The organism is Sediminicola luteus (assembly GCF_040566555.1).
Lineage (GTDB): Bacteria > Bacteroidota > Bacteroidia > Flavobacteriales > Flavobacteriaceae > Sediminicola.
Window position 1 is genome coordinate 386655 of the sequence record NZ_JBEWYP010000003.1, and the last position, 22240, is coordinate 408894.

Genomic DNA, 22240 nt, shown 5'->3' on the forward strand with positions numbered 1-22240 from the left:
AATAATATGATTAAAATTGTTGATTTGGCTAAGTTATACCCTGCCCTTTAAGGCATTAAATACCCAAGCAATGGCAAAAAAACCAATACCCACTGCTGCAAACCCCCATCCTGCAATATCTTTATATCTAAAAGCCCCTAAAGCAATCAACGAAAGGCCTACAATGATCATTATAAAGGTCGCCCATGCAAGCACGGTATTCTTGTTCATTCCCATATTCGATTAGTTTTTTTTGGTACCGACAAATATCGTAATTTTTAAAAGATTATATAAACGAAACGCAAAAACTTTAGGATTCAAAAGGAAAGGCAATACCAGTTTGTTTCCGTATCTGGTCCAATATATCTATCAACTCCAAACTGTTCTTATAAGACCAAAGTTCACTTTCTAACTTTCCCGAGGCCAAACAGGAGTTCACCTCTTCAATTTCATAGCTGTATCCCTTCCCAATAGTAGGTTCCAAAATATCTTCTTTTTCTCCATTGCTCTCCATGGAAAATCCATTGGTCTCGTGCCATCTCGGGTGTATATAAATAGATCCTTTGGTTCCGGTAATCTTGGCCTTCATTTCAGAATTGCTGGTCAGGCCCGAATAAAGCATCGCATGGGCCTTATCGTATTCAAAAACTAACGAGGTCTGGATTTCTGCGCCCGTTTTATGAAATTTTGAGGACGCCACTATTTTAGTTGGTTTGCCAAGCAGCAGATAGGCCAAAAATATAGGGTAAATCCCGATGTCCAGAAGGGAACCTCCAGCGAGGGCAGGGTTTAGCAATCTTCCTTCTACCTCCCTATCCAACGCATAAAAGGCAAAATCTGCCTGGAGGTAACTCAGATCACCAATTTTTTGGTCGTCTACCAATGCTTTTATTTTCCTGATAGTCGGATTGAACCTGGTCCAAAGAGCCTCCATTAAAAATACATTGTTCTTCTGGGCCGCAGCAATCATTTTCTTTACTTCATCTCTGTTTACGCCCATGGGCTTTTCGCACAAAACGTGTTTTCCGTGTTCCATGGCGGCAATGGCCAAAGAGGCATGTTGTGTATGTGGCGTGGCAATATAGATGACATCAACATCCGGAGAATTAAAAAGTTCCTCATAACTGCCGTAGGCATATTTGGCATCGTATTCCTTGGCAAAATTGGCAGCCCTGGTCAAATTCCTTGAGGCTACCGCCACTAACTCAGAGGTCCTTGTCAGCAGTAAGTCTTTTGTAAAACTATGGGCTATCCGGCCAGGGCCCAAGATGCCCCATCGTATTTTGTTTTCCATTTTCAACTTAAGTTTTGTCAAAGTTAATCAATATAACTCCTTATCTTTATGCCACAAAAAGAAACTATTTTCAGGAATGGATATAAACTTCAACAAAAACGAAGACCATAATAAATTACTTCTCTCATCCTTAAAACACCGCTTGTCCAAAGTACATTTGGGCGGTGGAAAAAGCAGAATCGAAAAACAGCACTCGCAAGGAAAATTGACCGCTAGGGAGCGTATCGATTACTTGTTGGATAAAGGAAAGAAATCCATAGAAATAGGCGCTTTCGCCGGTGAAGGAATGTATGCCGAACACGGCGGGTGTCCCTCTGGTGGTGTTGTTATCAAAATAGGATACATACAAGGCAAACAATGTATTGTTGTTGCCAATGATGCTACAGTTAAAGCTGGTGCCTGGTTCCCTATTACTGCGAAGAAGAACCTTAGGGCCCAGGAAATTTCAATAGAAAACAGGTTGCCCATCATTTATTTGGTGGATAGTGCCGGAGTATATCTTCCCATGCAGGATGAAATATTTCCGGACAAAGAACATTTTGGCCGCATTTTTAGAAATAACGCCGTTATGAGCAGTATGGGCATCACCCAAATAGCTGCGGTAATGGGCAGTTGTGTTGCCGGAGGGGCTTATTTACCAATCATGAGTGATGAGGCTCTGATCGTTGACAAAACAGGTAGTATATTCTTGGCAGGAAGTTATTTGGTGAAGGCGGCTATTGGAGAAAGTATAGATAATGAAACCTTGGGTGGAGCCACCACACATTGTGAAGTTAGTGGCGTTACAGATTACAAGGCCAAGGACGATAAAGATGCCTTGGATACCATAAAAAATATTGTCGGTAAAATTGGTGATTTTGATAAGGCTGGATATAATAGAATAGCCTCTAAAAAACCTATTGAAAAGCCGGAAGACATTTACGGCATCTTACCTGCTTCACGTTCCGATCAATATGATATGCTGGAAATAATTAAGCGATTGGTTGACGATTCTGATTTTGAGCAGTATAAAGAGGGGTATGGAAAAACCATATTAACAGGCTACGCTCGGATCGATGGGTGGGCTGTTGGGATAGTTGCCAATCAAAGAAAAGTAGTAAAGACCACCAAAGGGGAAATGCAATTTGGAGGGGTCATTTATTCTGACTCTGCGGATAAAGCCACCCGTTTTATAGCCAATTGTAACCAGAAGAAAATACCCTTGGTCTTTTTACAGGATGTAACTGGGTTTATGGTGGGAAGCAAAAGTGAACATGGCGGAATAATCAAGGATGGCGCAAAAATGGTCAATGCCGTTAGCAACTCGGTTGTGCCCAAATTTACAATAGTGATAGGCAATAGTTATGGGGCTGGAAATTATGCTATGTGCGGAAAAGCCTTTGATCCACGATTCATTGTAGCATGGCCCAGTGCCGAATTGGCCGTAATGAGCGGAAATTCTGCTGCTAAAGTTTTGTTGCAGATAGAAAAAGCCTCTTTAAAGAAGAAAGGGGAAACTATAACTGAAAAGAAGGAGGCCGAGCTTTTCGCTAAAATCAAGGACCGTTATGATGACCAGGTGTCTCCATATTATGCCGCTGCAAGGATATGGACAGATGCTGTAATCGATCCGTTGGAAACCAGAAATTGGATTTCCTTGGGAATTGAGGCCGCTAATCACGCACCAATAGAAAAGAAATTTAATTTAGGGGTACTACAGGTTTAATTTTTTTATATCGCTTATTTTCAGTAATTTAATAGGAGTAATTTTAATCTTTTCAATCATGGGAACTATTAAAACACTCAACAAATGGGCAAATAAACACACGTATTATCCCCTTGATCTATTGCGTATTGCCTTAGGTCTATTTCTTTTCATAAAAGGCTTATATTTTATTGGCAATACTCAAATGATCATGGAACTCATTGGGCCATTAAAAGGATTTGCTGGTAGTATGTTGGCGGTACATTACGTGGCGCCGGCACATCTCATCGGAGGCCTTCTTATTATTTTTGGTTTATATACCCGCTGGGCCGTACTTACTCAATTGCCAATAATAATTGGTGCAGTCCTCATTAATTTTATAGGGGAAATGAATACTACCAATCTAATTTTGGCCATTACAGTATTTATAGTGTGTGTGTTCTTTCTTTTTTATGGGTCGGGTAAACATTCCACAGATTATTACCTCAAAATGGAATCTTGACGATACGATTGGAACAACTGTATTTCCTTTCCTATAATAAGCTGGAAGAATTATGACCCTTCCCTGCATATATTATTTCACCTGAAGTGTGGCAATATTTAATTTTTGTAGTGGCTCTGTGAAATTGACCAAAACTTCTCTTTTGGTTTGATCGGGTGCGCCAAAATTTTCATAAATGCTGCATTTTAAAGTAAAACTCTCCTTTTTAATGTTGCTACTACTGCCTAAAAAGGTTGCATTGAAAACCCATTTTCCCTTTACGTCCCCATAAAATTCGAATTCCTCACTGCTGTATCCATTGGATATCTCATCTTCAATTCTTTCCGGATTGGACAACGTACTGTGGTCCCATTTAAAAAATCTGTTCTGAGGATTTACAAATTGTAATTCAAAATCTGCCCTTGGGGTATTCCACTCAAAAACCAAACGCACATTATATTTTAAATTATTGAGGTATTTAGGATCTACATTGGTAGTATTCAATTCGTTCTTATGAAGAAATAGCATATTACGAATTTCACGATCAAGGGTTTTTGATATCACCTCCTTGTTCACTGTAGCGTTTGTAGTGCCCTTATCCAGTGCCAATAATCGATCCAAAGCCGGTTGCCATTTTCCTTGGTCCCTTAATGCCAAGGCAATGTCCAAATAAGATTGTACCATTTTGGGATCTATACTTATAATTCTCTCATTGATCTGCACAACTTCCTTAAATGCCCCAATAGTAGATAGGGCTAGAGAAGCTGATTTTAATTTGGCAATATCCTCAGGGAATAACTCGACAACATTGGATATGACACGAATTGCCAATTCTGGGTTGTCCCATTTAAAATAGTTAAAAGCATCAATATAAAATTGAACACTACTGCCGTTAAAATTACGCAGGGCTATATAATTTTCGTACGCTTCCTTTGGTGATGTGGATTTTAGCAACGATTTATAAACAGGGGTGAAAGTAGCTTCTTCCAAATCGGTATCCTCTTCGTAAATGTTATTCTTTAAACGGGCCAAATCCTGTTTCTCTCCATTTGTTATTGGTGCCTTTGAGCTTTTTGTAGTAATCAATATCACCCCATTGGCGCCCAGAGTACCATATTTAGTGGTAGCTGCCATCCCCTTTAAAACAGTAATATCCGCTATGTTATCAGGATTTAAAAACCCGAAATTCGCCAAAGGGGAAGACCCGTTGGAATTGGATTGCTGCTGTGGCACCCCATCTATAACGATAAGACCATAGTTATTCAACAACATGGAATTATCGGTACGCATTTTTACCTGACTGATATCTTGATTTTGCTTAACCTCTACTCCTGAAAATTTATTCTGTACAGATTGTGATACATTGGTTTGTATTGGAGTAATATCCTCTTCCCCTATGGATTGTACCGCCACACCTACCCTATCTTCGTCTACCTCACCAGAAGCAGTCCTCACTGTTCTACCTTCCTTGTTATTCTTTGTATTTTCTGTCACAACAACCTCTTCCAAATTTATTCCTGGCGATCTTGGTTCATTTGCTTCAGCTGTTTCAGAGTTGGATGCTTTTGGGGAGTCTGTTGCGTCCTCCCTTACTTCCAATACGCCATAGTCGAATATCCTGGCCTTATTGGTCACCAACAGTTTGTTAAGTCCAAATTGATCTTTATAAGGGTTACTGTTTATAATAAAGGTCTTAACCCCAAAATTTGGAACGGTACTGACCATATTCTGGTTACCATCTGTGAAGAGCAATAAATCGGTGTGATTTAAGGAGATAACTTGTTCCAGTGCACTATAATTGGTGGCACCATCATAAATAATATTTTCTAATCTTTCTTGTAATGGTTTCCAATTTCCGTCCCTGATCTGGATTTCTTGATTTTCAACTACAGCATTACTGAATATAACCAAGTTGACTTTTACCTCTTTGTTGACCTTGAAGTAATTTTCTAGAAATTTAAGATCATTATCAATAACCCTATCAACCATAGAAAGGGATGCGTCCCATCCTACCATTACATATTTTTCATTTTGTGCATGAACGGAAACACAAACAAATACGATGATGCAACTCAGTAATCTTTTGAATACCATGACAGCTTTTTTAATTTCCTTGATGCTCCTTGATTCTCGGAATCAACAACAGTTCTGTTTGTCGTCCGTTGACATACCTAAAGCCATCATTTCCAAAAAAACCTGCCTCTTCCAACATGATACGGATATCTCTTTTCCATTCTGGAATAGTAATGGTGGTGTTCAATTCTATGGCGTAAACCGTATTTGGATTTAAAGGATAATTCTCACCATCATCTTTCATCACCCCTCCTTGAGAATCCCACATCCCAATAGTAGTACCTGCAGAATGACCGTATAAGCCTAAGGGATGCGTGTAAATTGATGGCCTTAATCCAGCCGCTTTTGCTTCGGAGAGGGACTTTGCCAAGATTTCATTCCCAGTTCTACCAGCAATCATGTTATTTGTCAAGAAGTCCTGTACCCTATTCCCATCTTTTAGTCCATTGACCAAAAAAGCTGGAGCTGCCTTTTCTTCCGGCTTTAAAACATAGGCCAGTTCCTGACAGTCGGTATTCAAACGCAAATATTTAATTCCAAAATCGCAATGCAGCAAATCTCCCGGTAGTATCACCATATCATCTGGCCTTCCTGAGAAGGAATATAGGTGGGAGACCAATTCCTCGCTGGTTCTTTGAATATCCACTGTAGGATGGAACCAAGTCTCCAACCCTAAATCGGTTACTTTTTGTCTCATCCACCATTCAACTTCGGTGGTGGTGGTCACTCCTGGGGTAATTACCTTTTCAGAAAATGCCTCTGCGATAATATCATGGGTAATGTCTACCAATTGATTGTAGATCACCATTTCCCGCTCAGTCCTCGTTTCTATCCACCCTACTGCCAATTTTTCTGCAGAGGACACTCTCGGCTTGTATTTCTGTGGAAGATTTGCCATGAACTCGTCATAATCTGTCTTGTCCAAGCCATCTGCTATATTATGGTCCTTGGAATAATTAAGACCTATTTTGGCTGGATTCCTTTCATCAATCAATTGCATCAGTCTTTTCCATTGATCAGGCTCCTTTTCCTTATCCCAGGCAGATGAAATACTCTCCCCAACATTGTAACGTGCAACAGCAAGTTTTTCAATGCTGTTCTTGGTTTTGTTTCTATAAAACATCAGAATGGTTCTCCTTCTTGCATTTAACCATGTTGCCGGTAACATAGTTTTAATAACGGGGTCTTCATTATATTCCCTAGAGATAACGATCCACATATCTATTCCAGTCTTGTCCATTAAGGCAGGCAACAATACATTGAAGCGCTCCTCCAAAATTTCATCTACCACCTTGGCCCGTTCTACTTCTGGTAATATTTGTTGAGCCCTCAAACAAACGTTAATCAGTAAAAAAAGAAATAAAAAATTAGTTCTCATGCAATTGGTTGGTTTTTATATTAGAATGAATATACTATCGTGAAATTACGTTGTGATAAGTTTTAAAGTTTTTTTCCTGTCGAGTTTGCCGTTCCCTGTTTCAGCGAACTTGGGTATGTTCACCAGTTCCTTGGGAATCTCAAAATTTTCCAGGGTACCACTGCTCTTCAAATCCTCTAAAATGGATTTATCAATTCCGTTCCCTTCCACAAAAAGAACTAATTTCTCTCCCAGCGCATCATCAGGCATACCCTTGACAAAAAACCTAGAAGATATATAAGAAGCCAATTTACTTTCGATTTCCTCCGGAATTAATTTAACACCTCCAGAATTAATAATGTTGTCATATCTACCCAGCCACTTGAATTCCTTTTCATTACTAATCTGAACCAAATCGTTGGTAACAATAGTTTCTTCTGACAGCATTGGCGCATCTATTACCAAACATCCCCTATCATCGGACTGTATGGAAATATTAGGAAGCAATACAAAATCATGCTCCTTATTATTCCTGTTTTGACTGAGTTTCCTTATTGCAATGTGGCTTACTGTTTCTGTCATCCCATACGTCTCATAAATTTCGTTGTTGAGGAGCTGAATTTTATCTTTCAACTGTTCCGAAATAGGGGCCCCACCAACTATCAACGTATTGATCTGTTCTATTTTATCTAATGAATTTTCTAATTGCAAGGGAACCATTGCTCCAAATTTATAGGATTTAGTTACGCTTACAAGGGGCGTGGATGTTGGTTCCACATAGTCCAATCGAAGGCCGAGTACAATAGCCCTAACAAGCATCATTTTACCTGCTATATAGGATGCTGGCAGACAATGAAGAACAGTGTCTCCCTCTTCCAAATTAAAAAATTCGGCTGTGGCCAAAGCTGAATTGATCATGTGATCTTTTTGGAGGATAACTGTTTTAGGTTTTCCTGTAGATCCCGATGTTTTAACACTAATGGTTGGCTTATCATTCAACCAGTCCAACAGAAAATCTCCAAATGGTATCTCAAATGCCTCTCCCTCTTTGATCAGACAATATCCAATTTCTCTCAATTCCGCTGCATTACAGGAGATGCCATTGATTTTAAACCTCGGATGAACTTCAGTATATTTGGTTGTCATTGTTTCCATTTTTAATTGATTGATTTTTCTATTTGTATGTTGCCCACTAATCTTTCTTTCCAGTTATTCCAGCCATATTTTTTTGAAAAAATATAGAGGAGGGTTGGATATATTACCAATACAGGAATAAAAACATCCCAGCCCAATTCGGGTTGAGATATATCCCTATAAAGCGAATCGGTCTGAAAAGCTGTCCAATCGGCGGTTACCAATAGGGCTGTTGTCATATTATTGGCGGCATGGAATCCCAATGCCAATTCCAATCCTTCGTCCATAAGGGTCAATATCCCTAAAAATAATCCTGTACCAATATAATAAACCATAATTCCATATCCCAATTTCTCTACTTCGGGATTCCCCAAATGTAGAAGTCCAAAGATAAGGGAGGTGACTAACAAGGGCAGCCATCTATTCTTGACCATAATACCAATTCCCTGCATCAAATACCCTCGCATCAAATACTCCTCACAACTGGTTTGTACGGGTATTAATAATGCTCCTATGAGCAAAAGATATAAAAAAGGTTCCAGTTTAAAATTAAAAACATAGTCTTCGGGAGAAAATATTATGTCCGTACCCACCATGGCAATTGAAATTATGGCCCAAAGGAAAAAAGCAAAACTTATCCTATTCCAGTCCACTTTCTTCCTTGACGTGGTAAGATGTATTATTTTTTGTCTGTGGACCAGTTTCGCAGTCAGAAAGGTAGCCAAAAGGCCAAATGCAAAGGACAACAACATCAAAAATAAAAATAGATTGGTCCCCAATAAGGCCGACATACCAGGGATATCACTTGGCATACTGCCCGTCCCGATCGACTTCACAATTAGGGTTCCAACCAATGGTAACATCCCTACGACTTGCCAGCCTAAAAATATGATCATAATACCTACTACATATCGCCAACCTTCATGAAAGCCTTTGTAGGCCTGTTCTATATACATATCTGTTCAATTTTGTTAGTATCCCATGCAACGCTTTTTTGGTAAAAGATCTTTCCGTTTTTGACCGTCAATGGGGAGTCTATATTATTGGTGTACAAACTTCCTGTTCCCAATCCCTGAGGCAGATCGTTTTTCAAGGTTGCTGTCCATTGGGCTATGGCATTTAAGCCAATATTGCTCTCCAAAGCACTGGTTACCCACCATCCAACATTGTGATTTTCTGCAGCCTGGATCCACTCCTCACTACCCTTAAAACCGCCAACCAGGCTAGGTTTTAAAATAATGTATTGTGGGCGTATAGTTTTTAATAAATATTCTTTTTCCACAACATCTGTAACCCCTATCAACTCTTCGTCCAGTGCGATAGGTAAAGGCGTGTTGGCGCATAAGGATTTCATTTCCATGATATGCCCTTGCTTTATGGGTTGCTCTATGGAATGCAGATCATATTGTGAGAGAATTTTTAGTTTCTCCATGGCCTCTTCTATCTTAAAGGCTCCGTTTGCATCCACACGCAGTTCTATTTCTTCCTTATTATACCTTTTACGGATAGAAGACAACAGAGCTATTTCTGTTTTAAAGTCTATGGCCCCAATTTTCATTTTGATACAGGTAAATCCGTCTGCCAATTTTTGTTGGATCTGTTCATGCATATAAGCTTCATCACCCATCCAAACCAGGCCGTTGATATCAATGGGCATAGCTTCTCTGGTAAAAGGTGAAGGGAACAGCTCAAAAGGCTCCTTGGACTCAAGGGAGATAAAAGCTTGCTCCACCCCAAATTGAATACTGGGAAAATCTAATAATTCATTCCAAAGTTTATTTCTGCCAAGCTGAATGTTATCACAGGTCCATTTTAGCTTTTGTTCGTATGCGGGGACATCATCGATACTTAATCCTCTCAGGATCCCGCACTCTCCAATACCAAATCCTTCCTCCCCTTGCAATACAAAAAACCATGTTTCTTTTTGATGCAGGATTCCACGTGATGTTCCACTGGGCCTTTTAAAATCCAGAATGTATTTTTTGTAGCTTGCTTTGATCATATGGACCCAAATTTAACTATATTTTGAATCATTAAAACAAAGAAATGAAAAGGATTGGGGATAAAACCATTTGGATTACCGGAGCTTCCTCAGGGATAGGAGAAGCGCTGACATATGAGCTTTCAAAGTTGGGATGTACATTGGTGATTTCGGCTAGGAACAAGGAACAACTATTTACCATAAGAAATAAATGCTCTAATCCAGAGCGGATCCATGTTATACCGCTTGATTTGGAAGATTATTTCAAAATGGATGAATTGGTGCACCAAGCGATTTCCACAGCTGGTCAAATAGATATACTGGTCAACAATGCAGGAATAAGCCAACGCTCCTTGATCATAGAGACTGAACTGGAAGTTTATAAAAAACTTATGGATATCAACTATTTGGGTACCGTATCCCTAACCAAAGCCCTCTTACCGCATTTTGTAAAACAAGGAAACGGGCATTTTGTGACAGTGACAAGTTTAATGGGGAAATTTGGTTCTCCCTATCGCTCTGGTTATTGCGGGGCCAAACATGCACTTCACGGATTTTTTGATGTTTTGAGAATGGAACATGAAAAAGATGGGGTACACGTAACTCTTATATGCCCGGGATTTGTGAATACAAAGGTCGCCATAAATGCCTTGACGGGTAATGGCGAAAGCCAATTGAGCAATGATACAGCCACTGAAAAGGGCATGGATCCCACAATTTTCGCAAAAAAAATGATCAAGGCGATAAGGCAACAAAAATTTGAGGCCTACATAGGAAAAAAAGAGGTCATGGGTGTTTACCTAAAGCGTATTGTTCCCAAAATATTGCACTCAGTAGTATTAAAAAGTAAAGTAAGATAGCTAAAGCTCGAGGTCTTCCCCAATTGCCAATAGGTGTAGTTTTTTACCAGCATTTGTAAACTTTTTCAATGCCAAATCATGGTCAATTTCAATATATCCAAAAGTGTCGTAGTGATAACCCAATATGGTATTGCAAGCAACAAAGTCGGACGCTAAAATAGCATCATCCACTCCCATGGTAAAATTATCCCCTATGGGCAGAACGGCCAAATCCAATTTTGTGCTTAGGGGTATCAACTTCATATCCATGGTAAGTGCTGTATCCCCGGCAATGTAAATATTTTTATTGTCAGAAGAGATAATAAACCCTCCAGGTTGTCCCCCATAAGATCCATCAGGAAAAGAGGAGGTGTGGATAGCATTGACATACTTTAAGGTACCGAAATCAAAATTCCAATTTCCCCCATGATTCATAGGGTGCGCTTTAAAGTCTTTTTCTTGATAGTGCATGGCAATCTCATAATTGCTCACGATTGTAGCCCCAGAAGCCTTTGCAATAGCTTCCACATCTAAAATATGGTCTTGATGGGCATGGGTTACTAATATATAATCCGGTTTTAGGTTTTCAATTTTAATTAAATCCTTCGCCTTTTCATTCCCTGTAATAAAGGGATCTACCAGTATTATTTTTTCACCTGTTTCTATAAGTAGTGTAGCGTGCCCTAAAAAAGTAATTTTCATGAAATCAGATTTTGGTCAAATTTATTTAAAATTGAACCAAAAACGAACGCCATCCGCAGTTTTGTCGATATTTAAAGTAGATTGTAATTGGTTCACCAAGCGATTCATTAATCGAATCCCCATGGAAGAACTGGTACGTTCATCTGTATCCTCAGGTAAGCCAATCCCATTATCTGTATATTCAAAATATCCTTGATCCCCATTTTTGCGAAGATGTATATAGATTTTTCCATTTTCATCATCGGTAGGGAATGCGTATTTAAAGGAGTTCGACACTAATTCATTTAATATCAAACCAAAAGGAATGGCCCTATCAATATCCAACTCTGTACCTTCTGCGTCGATGGTGATGTTAATATTATGCCCTCCTTTTTTATACACAGATTGAATGCTGTTGATTAAGCTTTCAATGTATCCCTGCATCTCAATAACGGACAAATCGTCGTTCTGATATAGCTTTTGGTGGATCAATGCCATGGCCTTAACCCGACTTTTACCTTCCTCCAATGCCTCAATAGCTGCCTTGCTCCTAGTATTTTTTGTTTGAAGGCTCAATAAACTAGAGACCATTTGAAGGTTGTTCTTCACCCTATGGTGTATTTCTTTAAGGAGTGAATCTTTTTCCACCAATGAAGCTTCTATTATATATTTCTGTTCGGCTATTAAACGTTGTGTCTTAATACTTTTGAGGTAGGCATAAACCAATCCTGCAAAACCCAATAATGTAAAAATTAAAGAGATAAAAACAAGACTGATACGCTCGTCTTTAGCTTGTAGATCTAGGCGTGATTTCTCCAACGCCAATTTTTGTTCCTGCATTTGATTCCTACTGTTCTCCAAATCCTGGCTTGTCAATGCCGCCAATTGCTGGGTGCGCAAAGCAGATTCATAAACATTTATGGAATCCCGGATCCGTACATTTTTCTTTAGATAAAAAGAGGCATTTCTATAATCCTGTATTTTGTCATAATAGGTTGCTAAGGCCCTATTTTTCTTCAATATGTTCTCAATCTTTCTAGGCTTAAGATCTGCCTTGAGATACTGCCTGGCCTTTTCATAATTACCCAACTGTAAGTGACATTCTGCTAGCTCTAGCGTGTTCTCAACAACATCTGAAGAGAATTTTCCTTTATTGAATTCTTTAATTGTAATTATACTACCTTCTAACCATGGTATTGCCTCATTATATTGCCTTAATTGGGCGTAGCATCTACCAATATTGCCCTCAATGATTCCCTTGAGGTAATTGGCCTCTACAATTTCCTTTTCCGTTCTAATATTGGTAATATCATTCAGGAAGATGTCAATATGCCCTTTGGCTTCCTTGAATTTTGATAATGCCACGGAAGATGAATTATCCAAACGCAAATAATTACCTATGTTGTTGTGATACTTGGCAAGGGAGTAATGATCATCCTCACTAATGGTTTTCATGACTTCCATGATATAGTCCTGCATGGCTTTCCTTGGTAGTCCAAGGTTGGCATAAATATCATAGGTAGCCACACTTTTACTTAGTCCAATTGCCTTTTTTTCCTTTCGGATTTCCAATTGCTTATCATACATCTGTAGACGGGCATAATTGTAATCCATCAGGTCCAAGAGAATACTTTTAGTATTTAGATCTAAGGAACCCTTCTTTTTATATAACTCGTTGGCAATGGCCACACTTTTGTCATAATCTCCCAGATCGTGATATATTTGGGACTGCATTATCTTATACTTTCTAATGCTGATGGAATCTTTATCATTTTGTGCCTCAATCAGATCCAATTGAACGGCATCCAACCAATCATACGCCGAATTCTCGTTGTATCTATTTGGAGAATCATAAAAGAAATTGAATTTATCGGAGGCACCATCTTTTATCTTAAATTTCCTAAGGGTACTGTCCTCCTTGGTGATGGATTGCGCATGTACCACGCCTGAACCTAGGTGAAATATAAAAAAGATAATAAATATGTTGAAAAGCAACCTAACCATAATATGCCTGGGAATATAATTATATTAATTGTTTCTAAGGTAACATCCCTTTGAGAATTGAACCATAAGTCGTTAAAAAAGGTAAACGATTTATATGCCAAAAATAACGTTATAAAATGTCAACTGTGAAATTTTGTTGATAATAGATTTCAGTATTTGGAATTATTTCTCCCATCCTGATCCCTATGTCTTCAAAACTTATTCTGTCAATATATATTGCCATATTTAAGAGGCAATGCTATAATGTTTCCTTTTCATCACTTTTATTTGTTGAAATAAAAGTAACTAAAAAGGCCGTACATAAGATGCACAGCCTTTTAGGAACACTATATATGAAAATGATAAGATTTGGGTCTCTTTCAATTACACTTCAAATATATTCGGTTCCTTCCTATCTGCCATATTATTGTTGTATAACCACCTAGAATTGTTGTGAAAAAGACAATTAAAATTTGAGGGTGCATTTCATCGAAGAAATCGGTCTATTGTTTAGCTAAAAAATAGAAAAGAGTGTTTTGAGAAATGAGAAAACAAAAAAACCATTCAACGCTCCTGCATTGAATGGTTTTCTATATTAATTCATTTCTCTCTCTCTAAGAATTCATTGCAGAAATAATGAATTCCTTAAACTCTTTGGAGATTGGGATTAGTGTGTTGTTGATCATAATATCTTTGGAATTGATGGCGTCAATATGATCTACATTCACAATGTATGATTTATGTGCCCTATAAAATTTGTTCTGTGGCAACTTTTCCAAATAATCCTTTAAAGGGGATCTTACCAAAAACTTTTTATCTACAGTATTCACTTCCAAATAAACATTATCGGCCTTGATAAATTGAATATCGCCAAATTGTATTCTGTAATACAAATGCTGTTTTTTAACGAAAATTGAATCCTTAAGGACAGAATTGGACATTAATTTTTCTTCCCCATCCTCTGCGTTCGCATTATCTCCTTTTTCGGAATAATTGAAGCTAGAAAGTGCAATCTCTATAGAAGTGTAAAGGTCTTGCTGCTCGAAAGGTTTTACCAAATATCCATTTGGTTTAACAGTTTTTGCATTTTCGACTGTTGCCCTGTCCGAGTTGGAGGTAACAAATATAAAAGGAATGTTATAATTGTCCCTGATGTGCTTTCCGAGATCTATTCCGGTTTTATCAGAAGCTAGAATAATATCAATTAATACAAGATCTACCTGATTGTTTTTTAGTACTTCCACTGCCTGTTCATAGACAATCACATTGTCTACAATCTCATAGCCAATCTCTTCTAACATCGACTGCATGTCATCTGCAATGATGACGTTATCCTCTACTATAAGAATCTTAATTGGTTGTTCCAAATTGAGTGTGGTTTGATTGTTAACTGATCAAATTTACGAAAAAATATTAAAAGAAAAATAAAACAATACTGCCAATAAAAAAGTACTGAGAGCCAACTTTTTCAGTTCAGGATCCAATAAAATATGATCCTGGGTAACAGATACTTTTCTCATGTGAACAAATATGGGCACAAACCCCAGTAAGGGGATGGTACTTGTCCAATTAACAAAATTCAAAAAGATAAACCCCCCCATGGTGATGAAGGCCAACAACAATAAAGTGTAGTGGTACCTCTTGCCATTTTGAAATCCCATTTGTACGACCAATGTATTTTTTCCCACCTTTTTATCGGATAAGGAGTCCCGTAAATTATTTAAATTCAGTACCCCTACACTTAACAATCCAATGGTAATTGCGGGCAATAGGGAATCCGCAGTGATAAATTTGGTGTACAGGAACATACAACCAAGAACACCCAAAAGTCCAAAAAACAGAAATACAAATAAATCTCCCAAACCTCTATAACCATAAGCCGAGGTGCCTACTGTATATTTTATGGCTGCCCATATACTTGCTGCCCCTAATACAAGGAATAAAATGATATACCCATAATTTTGGATTCCAAAAGCAACGAATACCAATACGAGAACCAGTAATACGTTTATTATAATGCTCAATACAATCCCAAACTTGAGTTCTTCTCTAGTCAACAAACCACTTTGAAGTGCTCTTTTTGGACCAATCCGGTCCTCATTATCAGTTCCTTTTACTCCATCGCCATAATCATTGGCGAAATTTGAGGTTACTTGAAACCCAATGGTCGTCATCAATGCCAATACAAAAATGACATAGTTGATATACCCATAAAAACCTGCCAGAGCGGTTCCTACAATAATACCTGATAAAGAGAGTGGAAGTGTTCTTAGTCTCGCGGCATTCAGCCACGCCTTAGTTTTGGACAAAATTAATAAGGTTCTTCTATTTTAATTCGTTTACCATCTTGATATGAAGCAACAAAAGCATCTGCGAATCCCATTTTCACTAATTGGTACCTAAATGATCTCGCTTCTGCCAAAGATTCAAAATTACCCAAAGAATAGGAATAAAATGGATTGGTTTTTACAAGCATGGTATTGGCCAAGGCTTCAGAGGTAAGTGTTAAATTATTGTCTACAAAGGATTTGATCTGTACTGAGTAGATAGTTTCCTTTTCCAAGAAACTTTTTGCCAAATAAAACTCCTTTACTTCACTTAGTTCCTCATTTTTTCTCTTCAGGTTATCCATCCTGTATTTTATAGCCTCTAGGCTATCGATGGACACTAAAAGATTATTTCTGTTTTCGAAGGAAGTAGAACTACTAACACCGGCCGAGAAAGAAGTAATGGCTAAGGCGCCTATAAGAAAAAGACCTGTAACACCCGCAAGTACATTGCGCTGTATTTTATTTCTTTTAATCTCTTTGTTCTTATATTTTATTTGATCTAGAAGTCGCTCATTTATGATTTGAGCCTTATCAATATCCTTGTGCAATTCCAATAAATCGCTTTCCTCTATGAATGGCATATATTTCTTATGTTTTCAGGGGTACGTATGCTTAAATTTAATCAATGTCTAACAATAACTTGAACTAATATAACAAAAATAGCAGATTTTAGTCAAATTAAAAACATATAGCTCCTATAATTAGCAAGTATACAATTGATTTTCATTTATTTAATTATGTAAAAGTGAAAATTCCACCTTTAAATTAAATAAATTCCATCCTCTTTTATATCAATTTTACGTTCCCTATATAAGGTGCCGATACCCTTTTTAAAGTTCTTTTTACTTAATTCAAAGGCATATTTAATATCATCTGGATGTGATTTGTCATGAAAGGGCAAAAATCCACCGGCCTTTGTGAGGTGCTCATATATAAGATTGGCTGCTGGCTCCACGCTCTTATAACCTATCGGTTCAAGGGAAACATCAATTTTATTGTCTTCCCGTATGGCCTTCACATAACCCTTCATTTGATCTCCCACAGACAGCTTCTTAAATATCTCATTGAGATATACCAGTCCTTTGTGTTTGTTGTTAATGATCACTTCCCAGCCCAAATCGGTGAGTCGGGTGACAATAAGGTCTACTTCCTCCCAATTATTTACGGTTAACACCTCGTTATCAATGAATTTATCGAGCTTGTTGCTGGCTACAAGGCGTTGTGTTTTATCATCCAAATAACAGTAAACAACATAAGATTGTCCGGTCTGCATTTTTGTTCGTTGTTCACTAAATGGTACCAAAAGATGCTTTTCCAAACCCCAGTCCATAAAGGCGCCTATATTATTCACCTCAGCAACACGCAACAAATTAAAAGTGTTTCTTATTATGTAGGGTTTAATATTAGTGGTCACTGGTCGCTCTTCATGATCCAAATAGCAAAATACAGTGATCTCATCCCCTATCTCATAAATTTCAGGAACATATTTATTGGGCAATAAAACCTCGGTTCCCTCACCATCTCCTAAAAAAAGTCCAACGCTGGTATCCCTTAAAATTTCCAGTGTATTGTAATTCCCCAACTCAATCATAAAATAGTATCTACTTTTATGCAAAAATACGTTTAAAAAAACTGCTGTAAAAAAAAGCCGCTCTTTTTAAAGAACGGCTTTAAGTTTTTATAAAAAGAAAGTCTATTTATAGACCGATTCTTTTTTGAAATGTTTGGCTAATAGGTAATAAACTACCGCCCTGTATTTATTTCTTTCCGAAGAACCATATTGTTCCATTACACTTTTAATGCCTTCCATCAATTTTGGGCTATCACTCATTCCCAATTTCTTGATCAAGAAGTTATTTTTTACCGTTTCAAGTTCTTTATCATCGGAACCAGAAACTGTTGATGCATCCCTATTGTAAATTGAAGGACCACAGCCAATGGTGACCTTGGTCAAAAAATCCATATCTGGAGTTACCCCTATTTTGGTTTTCAAATCTGAAGCATACTTTTCTATTAGCTCGTCTCTTTTACTCATAATGGTCCTTATTGGTTTAGTTAATTAATAATTCCTTCCTAAGATATAAAATCAAAGTAACTAAGCAAAATTTTATTGTTCAATACTCGTGGAGTTTTAATTTCCAAAAGCTTGGGTTTGTCCGACTTACCAAAAAAAGATGTCAACGCCATATCCAATTCCTTCTCATTTTCTGCCATTTGGTATTCCATTTGATACATTTGGCACAAATGTGAAGCATCCATATGATGGACGGTTTCAAAAAAGGTTTCAAAATTCTCCGTATCCTCCTGTCCTGGGAGAATCCTAAAAATTCCTCCCCCTTCATTGTTTAGTACAATGATCCTAAAATCTGAACGAATGTGATTGTTCCAAAGGGCATTGCTATCATAGAAAAAACTTAAATCTCCAGTGATAAAAAGAGTGGGATCTTCATGAACAATTGAGGCTCCTATGGCTGTGGAAGTACTGCCATCTATTCCACTGGTACCTCGATTACAAAAAACATGCAGACTCGGGTCCAAGTCAAAAAGCTGGGCATATCTAATAGTTGAGCTATTGGCCAATTGCAATTGGTACCCATTGGGAACATTCTTGAAAATATGGTGAAAAGCAAGCATATCACTAAACGGAATTTGTGCCATATATTCTTGCCGCTTTACTTGATAACCTTTTTTAACGCTGTTCCAAAAACTAAAATAATTGCTAGGCTGTGAAACAAGTCCACCGTTGAACACTTCAAAAAACTGAATTGGTTGCACCTTAAAATGGTGTGAAAGACAAAAAAAGGTGTTGTTCGCCTTTTTGGGGTCTATATGCCAATGATGCTCGGGTGTGAATTTTCTTAAAAAGGCCTTTATTTTTTTGGAAACTATCAGCCCTCCGAAGGTGAGCAGTATTTCGGGCCTCAATTTTTGGAAAAGCTCTTCCTTATCCTTTGATTTTTCAATTGGGGCTATGATACTGTCTATACTCCCAAAAAAATTAGGATGATGAAGATTGGACGTAGTCTCCGTGAAAACAATAACCGAAGGGTCATTTGCCACCGAGTCTAATAATTCTTGAACCTCATGGCTTGGATCATGAACCCCAACCAGGATCATTTTTCTTTTAGCTGTATTCCACAATTTAATAAACTCATCAAGATCCTCAACAAATGGGTTTTCTTGTTCCTTCCTTACCGCACCTATCGTAAGCATCAAGGGCTTTCCTACAACACCATAAAGAGGCTCCTCAAAAGGGACATTGATATGAACCGGCATTTTATCCTGAAATGCAATATTCAAGGCTTTTAAGAGCTCCTCTTCGTTGTATCGTTGAATGGATACTTGTTGGGAACCTTCAGTATCGCCCAGGCCCAGTGGATTTGTATTTCTAATGTCCAACTTTAAATTAGCGGAGTATCCTATATGGTTTTGAAAAACATTCTCCTGTCTTATGGTCTGTCCGTCCCCAATATCAATTTTATGTGGAGGTCTATCGGCAGTGATAATCACAAGAGGAATATCGCTATAGTAAGCTTCTGCAATGGCTGGGTAATAATTTAAGAGTGCACTACCTGAAGAACACAACAGGGCTACGGGTTTTTTAGACTGCTGGGCAATGCCCAAGGCAAAAAAAGCTGCGCAACGTTCATCTACAATACTGTAACAATTGAATGATGGATCTTCAGAAAAACCGATGGTCAATGGTGCATTTCGAGAGCCTGGAGAAATAACTATATTATTTATGCCATTTGCCTTGCAATTGTAAACTACAGTCTGTGCCGAGGGTATGCTTGAGTATTTCATGAATAACAAAAATACAACGGAAGTAGTTCTTAACCCAATCCTTAAAAGGGTTTACAATCTATTTTTGGATTACTTTTAACATCGTGGCACTTTTGTTTACTGTTTCCTCCCATTCTTGCTCCGGGATTGAATCAATGGTTATACCTCCCCCTATGTAAATGGTAGCTGTCTGATCCTCTAATTGCATGGAACGTAAATTGACAAAAAGATCTGTTTTGGTGTGAATAGCCCTATAGGCTTTATTTTCTATATTTCTGTTGTTCGACGCTCTAGCTATTTCTTCCTTAAAATTTAGCTCTCCGAGATATCCCGTATAAAATTCCCTATTATAATTTTCATTGGCCTTTATAAACAAATAGGCCTCATTTTTTGGCATTCCACCTACAGCCGGAGTAGGATGCAGGACTTTCAGGAGTTTTTTAATATCCAAATCCTTCAACCTCCCTGTTATTTTTGTTCTCAAATGCATTAAACTGCCCGCCCGTAGAGATTCGGTCTCTGAAATTTGTAATTGGGTCACCATGCTCTTTAATACTTCGGTGATGTAATCGGTGACCATGGCTTGTTCCTCTATATCCTTATTTTTCCATTCAGGGTTGGGTTCTCCTTTATAAGGTTGTGTCCCTGCCAAGGACATGGTTTGAATATTTTTATTTTGGATGCTCACCAATACCTCGGGAGTTGCTCCCAACCACAACCCTACCTTGGGGTGGTACCACATATAACAAAAAGCATCTGTATAGGTATTCAATAACTTCAAAAACAATTGGAGGGGCGTACCTTGATATGTGGTCAAAATTTGCCTGGAGAGAACTACTTTTTTAAAAGTACCCTTCTCAATCTCCTTTATAGCTTTAGATACCAATTGCAGATGAAAATTCCTCCCGTCAAATTCCGATGGGGAATATTCTATTGGAGCTGTGATGTCCTGGTGGTTATGCTGGGCACTTAAATCAAATTGGGCCTCAACAACCTCTTCTAGTGGGATAAGAACTACATCGTCTTTTTCATCAAAAGGAGCAAAGACAAAACCGGTTTCCTTAAAATCGGAACAGTGATGTAATTTGGTATCGGATTGGAAGATCCCCTTTACTAGCTTTTGGCCGGGTTTTCTATAAACAACCAAAGGCTTTTTTTCCAAAAGCTGTTTTTCAATCTGCTGTAAAAGTTGTTGGAACATATTATTTTTTCGGCAATGCTAGGGTAGTTAATTTACAAAGAGATATTAAGTTGTCGTCCTTATCTGTAATCTTAATATCCCATACCTGGGTAGTGCGACCTTTGTGCATAAGGACTGCCTTGGCGAACACATCCCCTTCTTTAATACTTTTCACATGGTTGGCCGATATCTCTATTCCCCTTACAAAAAACTCCTGTGCATTAAGAAATATGTAAGAAGCTGCACTTCCCACACTTTCAGCCAAAGCTACCATTGCGCCTCCGTGTAAAACGCCATCCGGTTGGTATACTTTAGAGGTAACGGGCATTTTGCCGACCAAGAAATTTTCTCCCACATCCACATATTCAATTTCCAATGTTTCCATCAAGGTATTTTTTGAGTTCTCATTGCAGATGCGCAGTATTTTTTCCTTGTATTCGTTCATAATTGAGATTTTTGTAAAATTAAGTATTCTAAAATGCAAATGATAATTCTCCCTTGCATTATATCACTTAATGAAACTAAAAAAAGTGGTTAAAATTGTAAATTTGACATATGACATCTAAAGAAAAAAGTGTAGCCTATACTATTACCAATTCATATAGCACTTTAAACAAGCTTACCGAAAAAACAAAAAGGGTTTGGATGGTCTTTCATGGTTTGGGACACCTAAGCACCTATTTTATCCGTTATTTTAACGAATTGCCTAACGAAGAAAATTACATCATAGCCCCACAGGCCCAATCTAAATATTACCTTAATGAGTCCTACACTCATGTGGGGGCCAGTTGGCTAACAAAAAATAACACAGAGGAAGGCATTACTAATGTCCTACACTATATAGATATTGTATTTAAAAAAGAAAAAGTCCCCGAGCATTGTGAATTGATAGTTCTGGGGTTTTCCCAAGGCGTATCCATTGCCGCACGATGGGTAGCAAAAAGGAAAATAAAATGTAACCATTTGGTGCTTTATGCCGGAAGCTTGCCCAAGGAATTAAACCACACCGATTTCTCACATTTACAATCGGAAAAGACAAAAATCACCTATATCATGGGAAACAAGGATCCGTATTTGAACCCTGAAAGAAAAAATCTAGAAGTATACAAGATTGAGGACATATTCCAAGGCAAGGCAAATGAAATAATTTTTGAAGGAGGACATGAAGTAAAAAAAGAAATTATCAATGCCCTTTAAAAGTAAAACAATTACTCCAATACGCCACATTGCTTATAATAGTATTTGTTGAATTTAAGTATCCAATTAATTAAACTACGCTGTATATTGTCTATATTTTATTGATTTTTAGAGCATTAATTCAATAATTAAATACTAAATCCTTTTATTCTAAGCATTTGGAATAATTTTTTTTTGTAAATTGTAGTTCACAATTCTTTTATTTTAATATAGAATTTATTCCTCCCGCATTATTCCTAAACATAGTAATAAGCAATATTTGCT

At 37.8% G+C, this 22240-nt stretch carries 21 protein-coding genes; 4 read left to right on the forward strand and 17 right to left on the reverse strand.

The features are described 5' to 3' along the window. Nucleotides 1–33: 33 nt before the first annotated feature. Both ABXZ32_RS08025 and ABXZ32_RS08030 read right to left on the reverse strand, forming a co-directional pair. Entirely contained in the window at nucleotides 34–216 is a 183-nt protein-coding gene (locus ABXZ32_RS08025; protein WP_062054425.1) for a CAL67264 family membrane protein, read from the reverse strand. A gap of 73 nt (nucleotides 217–289) precedes the next feature. Further along, on the reverse strand, nucleotides 290–1273 hold the full coding sequence (locus ABXZ32_RS08030) for a Gfo/Idh/MocA family protein (protein ID WP_354618156.1): 984 nt from the start codon (nucleotides 1271–1273) through the stop codon (nucleotides 290–292). Between the two features lie 76 nt (nucleotides 1274–1349). On the opposite strand from ABXZ32_RS08030, the gene ABXZ32_RS08035 reads away from it, so the two are divergent. Further along, nucleotides 1350–2978: an acyl-CoA carboxylase subunit beta gene (locus ABXZ32_RS08035; RefSeq protein ID WP_354618157.1), complete on the forward strand. Its 1629-nt coding sequence runs from the start codon at nucleotides 1350–1352 to the stop codon at nucleotides 2976–2978. Nucleotides 2979–3036: 58 nt separating this feature from the next. After that, on the forward strand, nucleotides 3037–3459 hold the full coding sequence (locus ABXZ32_RS08040) for a DoxX family protein (RefSeq protein ID WP_354618158.1): 423 nt from the start codon (nucleotides 3037–3039) through the stop codon (nucleotides 3457–3459). A gap of 72 nt (nucleotides 3460–3531) precedes the next feature. Here ABXZ32_RS08040 and ABXZ32_RS08045 read toward each other — a convergent pair whose 3' ends face one another. Genes ABXZ32_RS08045 through ABXZ32_RS08065 form a run of 5 tightly spaced genes read right to left on the reverse strand, consistent with a single transcriptional unit; the run spans nucleotide 3532 to nucleotide 10001 of the window. Beyond that, on the reverse strand, nucleotides 3532–5532 hold the full coding sequence (locus ABXZ32_RS08045; protein ID WP_354618159.1) for a TonB-dependent receptor plug domain-containing protein: 2001 nt from the start codon (nucleotides 5530–5532) through the stop codon (nucleotides 3532–3534). A gap of 10 nt (nucleotides 5533–5542) precedes the next feature. Then, nucleotides 5543–6889 (reverse strand): M24 family metallopeptidase, encoded by a 1347-nt coding sequence (locus ABXZ32_RS08050; RefSeq protein WP_354618160.1) that lies wholly within the window; start codon nucleotides 6887–6889, stop codon nucleotides 5543–5545. A 45-nt stretch (nucleotides 6890–6934) separates the two neighbouring features. Continuing rightward, nucleotides 6935–8014, reverse strand: coding sequence for an AMP-binding protein (locus ABXZ32_RS08055; RefSeq protein WP_354618161.1), 1080 nt, complete (start codon nucleotides 8012–8014; stop codon nucleotides 6935–6937). An 11-nt stretch (nucleotides 8015–8025) separates the two neighbouring features. Next, nucleotides 8026–8958, reverse strand: a complete 933-nt coding sequence (locus ABXZ32_RS08060) for a CPBP family intramembrane glutamic endopeptidase (RefSeq protein WP_354618162.1) — start codon at nucleotides 8956–8958, stop codon at nucleotides 8026–8028. Beyond that, a complete protein-coding gene (locus ABXZ32_RS08065) occupies nucleotides 8949–10001 on the reverse strand; it encodes an o-succinylbenzoate synthase (protein ID WP_354618277.1) in 1053 nt (350 codons plus the stop codon). Before ABXZ32_RS08065 ends, ABXZ32_RS08060 begins: the two co-directional genes overlap by 10 nt. Nucleotides 10002–10048: 47 nt before the next feature. Here ABXZ32_RS08065 and ABXZ32_RS08070 point away from each other — a divergent pair, with 47 nt between their 5' ends. After that, nucleotides 10049–10843, forward strand: a complete 795-nt coding sequence (locus ABXZ32_RS08070; protein ID WP_354618163.1) for an SDR family oxidoreductase — start codon at nucleotides 10049–10051, stop codon at nucleotides 10841–10843. Here the strand turns inward: ABXZ32_RS08070 and ABXZ32_RS08075 are convergent, their stop codons facing one another. The 10 genes from ABXZ32_RS08075 to ABXZ32_RS08120 all read right to left on the reverse strand — a co-directional run bounded on the left by ABXZ32_RS08075 (nucleotide 10844) and on the right by ABXZ32_RS08120 (nucleotide 21224). Beyond that, nucleotides 10844–11524 (reverse strand): metal-dependent hydrolase, encoded by a 681-nt coding sequence (locus ABXZ32_RS08075; protein ID WP_354618164.1) that lies wholly within the window; start codon nucleotides 11522–11524, stop codon nucleotides 10844–10846. 21 nt (nucleotides 11525–11545) lie between these two features. Beyond that, nucleotides 11546–13447, reverse strand: coding sequence for a sensor histidine kinase (locus tag ABXZ32_RS08080; RefSeq protein ID WP_354618165.1), 1902 nt, complete (start codon nucleotides 13445–13447; stop codon nucleotides 11546–11548). A 653-nt stretch (nucleotides 13448–14100) separates the two neighbouring features. Next, nucleotides 14101–14853, reverse strand: a complete 753-nt coding sequence (locus ABXZ32_RS08085; protein ID WP_354618166.1) for a LytR/AlgR family response regulator transcription factor — start codon at nucleotides 14851–14853, stop codon at nucleotides 14101–14103. A gap of 33 nt (nucleotides 14854–14886) precedes the next feature. Continuing rightward, complete coding sequence (gene menA, locus ABXZ32_RS08090) at nucleotides 14887–15795, reverse strand: 1,4-dihydroxy-2-naphthoate octaprenyltransferase (RefSeq protein WP_354618167.1); 909 nt, start codon at nucleotides 15793–15795, stop codon at nucleotides 14887–14889. Nucleotides 15796–15797: 2 nt separating this feature from the next. Then, complete coding sequence (locus ABXZ32_RS08095) at nucleotides 15798–16397, reverse strand: SPOR domain-containing protein (RefSeq protein ID WP_354618168.1); 600 nt, start codon at nucleotides 16395–16397, stop codon at nucleotides 15798–15800. Nucleotides 16398–16576: 179 nt separating this feature from the next. Further along, complete coding sequence (locus tag ABXZ32_RS08100; RefSeq protein ID WP_354618169.1) at nucleotides 16577–17407, reverse strand: CvfB family protein; 831 nt, start codon at nucleotides 17405–17407, stop codon at nucleotides 16577–16579. Nucleotides 17408–17509: 102 nt separating this feature from the next. After that, nucleotides 17510–17851 carry a DUF2853 family protein gene (locus tag ABXZ32_RS08105; protein WP_354618170.1) on the reverse strand — a complete coding sequence of 114 codons (342 nt, stop codon included), beginning with the start codon at nucleotides 17849–17851 and terminating at the stop codon, nucleotides 17510–17512. Between the two features lie 38 nt (nucleotides 17852–17889). Continuing rightward, nucleotides 17890–19620, reverse strand: coding sequence for a 2-succinyl-5-enolpyruvyl-6-hydroxy-3-cyclohexene-1-carboxylic-acid synthase (gene menD, locus ABXZ32_RS08110; protein WP_354618171.1), 1731 nt, complete (start codon nucleotides 19618–19620; stop codon nucleotides 17890–17892). Between the two features lie 58 nt (nucleotides 19621–19678). Next, the gene (locus ABXZ32_RS08115; protein ID WP_354618172.1) at nucleotides 19679–20800 is read right to left on the reverse strand and encodes a chorismate-binding protein; all 1122 of its coding nucleotides are present in this window, start codon (nucleotides 20798–20800) and stop codon (nucleotides 19679–19681) included. A 1-nt stretch (nucleotide 20801) separates the two neighbouring features. After that, nucleotides 20802–21224 carry a PaaI family thioesterase gene (locus ABXZ32_RS08120; RefSeq protein ID WP_354618173.1) on the reverse strand — a complete coding sequence of 141 codons (423 nt, stop codon included), beginning with the start codon at nucleotides 21222–21224 and terminating at the stop codon, nucleotides 20802–20804. Between the two features lie 110 nt (nucleotides 21225–21334). Here ABXZ32_RS08120 and ABXZ32_RS08125 point away from each other — a divergent pair, with 110 nt between their 5' ends. Beyond that, nucleotides 21335–21976 carry an alpha/beta hydrolase gene (locus ABXZ32_RS08125; protein WP_354618174.1) on the forward strand — a complete coding sequence of 214 codons (642 nt, stop codon included), beginning with the start codon at nucleotides 21335–21337 and terminating at the stop codon, nucleotides 21974–21976. The last annotated feature ends 264 nt before the right edge of the window (nucleotides 21977–22240 follow it).